Origin of the sequence: Pseudomonas sp. HMWF006 (assembly GCF_003061205.1) — a bacterium.
Classification (GTDB): domain Bacteria; phylum Pseudomonadota; class Gammaproteobacteria; order Pseudomonadales; family Pseudomonadaceae; genus Aquipseudomonas; species Aquipseudomonas monsensis.
In genome coordinates this window covers 922-3702 of sequence record NZ_QAIU01000401.1, presented here as the reverse complement: position 1 = coordinate 3702, position 2781 = coordinate 922, and the positions used below count along the sequence as shown (strand labels likewise).

1 protein-coding gene and 1 pseudogene are annotated in these 2781 nt (G+C 58.6%); both read left to right on the top strand.

Annotated features, from left to right (window positions below; genetic code table 11):
- On the top strand, window positions 1–1060 hold a 1060-nt coding region (locus DBR24_RS16535; protein WP_256591565.1), incomplete at its 5' end, for a bifunctional DedA family/phosphatase PAP2 family protein.
- Between the two features lie 476 nt (window positions 1061–1536).
- Window positions 1537–2781, top strand: a pseudogene (locus DBR24_RS16530) (hypothetical protein); the annotation flags it as partial.

Below are 2781 nucleotides of genomic sequence, written 5' to 3'. Positions count from 1 at the left end.
GAAAATCCGACGCCTGCCGGGGCTGCGCCACCACCCGGAATGGATGACCGGGGCGGAAACCTATTTCCAGCGCTACGGTATCGCCAGCCTGTTGGTAGGCCGCTTTATCGGTCCGTTGCGGCCGATGCTGCCGATGGTGGCCGGCATGTGCGATATGCCGTTCCCGCGTTTTGCCGCCGTCAGCCTGCTGGCCGCCGCCGGGTGGAGCCTGGTTTACCTGCTGCCGGGCTGGGCCACCGGTGCGGCCATCCGCTTGCCGCTGCCCGAAGGCTTCTGGCTGGAAGCGGGCATTGTCGCCGCCAGCATCGCGGTCATGGTTGGCCTCAGTGTGAACAGCAGTCTGCGCCGTCACCGCCGGGCAACCCTCTGGATCAGCAGCATGAGCCTGCTGATTCTGATCGGCCTGTTCATCGGCTATCCCTATCTGAATGCGCTCGATCAAGGGGTGATGACCCTGGTGCAGGAGCATCGTCAGCCGATGCTGGATGAAATCGCGGTGACGCTCACCCTCATCGGCGAATTCCGCAACATGCTGATGTTCAGCACCCTGCTGACCGTGCTGCTGTTGCTGTGCCGGCAATGGCGACAGGCGCTGTTCGCCGGCGGCACGTTGCTCTGCACCGCTCTGGCCAACACCGCGACCAAGCTATTCTTCGCCCGTGTACGCCCGGAGGTGCTGACCGACCCGATCACCAGCTACAGCATGCCCAGCGGCCATGCCTCCGGCTCGTTTGCATTGTTTCTGACTCTGGCCGTCCTTGCCGGACGTGGACAACCGCCCCGCCTGCGCCTGACCTGGCTGCTACTTGGCTGCATTCCTGCGCTGGCGATTGCCCTTTCACGGGTTTATCTGGGCGCGCACTGGCCGACGGACATTCTCGCTGGCGCGATGCTGGCGACCTGCGTGTGTGCGGCAAGTCTGTGGCTGAGCCAGCGCAAGGCTCCCCTCGGTGCGATGCCGTACAAAATCTGGTGGCTGATCATTCCGGCACTGGTGCTGCTGTTCAGCTTCTTCGTCCTGCGCCATTTGCCTCATACGATGTTGCGTTACGCCTACTGATAGCCCCTCTCTCGCCACTCTCTGCGCATTGACGCCGGGAGTGGCGCCGCACTCCCCCCGCTCCGTTCTGAAAGCTGCTCTTGATTGACTCAAGTGAGTGGCTGCTGCGCACTAAACAAAAAACCAAGTTACATATTTAAATTAAACATCTTCACAACCAACACTTCACCAATGCAAAAATCCATTAAATTAAAAAGCATGACACTGACTCCACCCCGAAGAAAAATTACTTGAACAGAACAGCAACTGAACACATTAACCATTAATAAATTTAAACACCTATTAATAATGAGCATTCCATGAGCCCTAAAATACCGCGCAAACAGTCGACTTCAACTTCGCAAAGTACAGAGACAACAACACCAATAGCGCATCGCTCCGACAACCCGCCAGGCACTTCGATCCCTCTTGCATCAAGGCCCTTTGGCACGCCAGACACGACAAACCCGTTTCGGCCCCGTCATCCAGAGCAGAGTGTGAGTCACGCCCTGCCGCCGACGGTTGAAGTGACTGCGCTCCCCAACCGGAACGCCGGCCAGGCAACGGCCAACAGTCCGGTGGATCGATACTGGAGCGCCACACCTCTCCTGCGCGGCATGCAAGCTGCTGACGGCGAGGGTTTCCGCTACGTGGTCGGACGCAAATTCGTCGATGTCGAGCATGACGGTGAGGTGCACACCGCGCACGCCGGCCTGGATGAAACCCTCGGAGTTTATCGGCTGAAAATGCTCACCGAACGAACACCTTCCGGCCCGATCCTCTACAAAAATCCCGAAGAACCTACCTGGCGCCTGACCGAGCAACGCCAGTCACCCCTGAAACGTCCCGCAGACACTGCCAGCGAAATGGCCCAGGCCTCTGGCTTGCCACCAAAACAGTTCAAGCCGACGAAGTCCGAAAACCCCGTCACCGATCTGCTGCAAAACGCCCTGAGTCAGTTGCATCCGACCCTGAGTGCGGATCAACGCAAGAAGTGGTTGCAGTCTTACAACCTGTTGCCCAGTCAGTTGTCTCGCCTGCAACGAGACTTGCGTACAGAACTGAAAATCCCGCAGTGGGCCGAATCACACAAACGCCTGGTTGAAGACCCTGGCAGTCCGCAGCGTCTCGACGCCCTCGCCCGCGACATGGTCAATGAACTGAACCTGAAACGCGGCGCCCGACACCCCTGGTATGACCCCGAAACCAGCATGACCGATGCCGTGCGCGAGGCACTCCTGGCGAAAGCAGGTTATCGGCGTAACAAGAACAATTGCCTGTACCGCACCGATGTCCCGGCAATGTTCAGAGGCGATGATCGTACGCCCTTCGAGATCGCCAGAGACGACACCATGCTGCCTCGCTACCGCCACAGCCCCGGCGCCTCGACCGAAAAACCGATCAGCTCCACGTTCAGTCTCAAGGAGGGCATCGGTTACGCCAGTGCGCCCGATCCCGAATACCTGCTCTACAACAGCCAGACGAACAAACACCCGGGCAAACTGAAATCCGACGCCAGCGACAGTGATTCCGACAGCAGTGAATCTGCTGAGTGGTCGGATGATCCCGATAGCCCGGTCGCCTGGGATCATGACCGCGATTACATTGCGACCCGGACAAAACAGACGGTCATGTTTCTTTACGTACTGGATACCCGAGGTCTGGAGGTCGTGCCGCACGAAGAAAATCATCTGTTCAACTCGAAGGTTGAGGACACTGCCAGTTGGTTTCCCGATGACGAG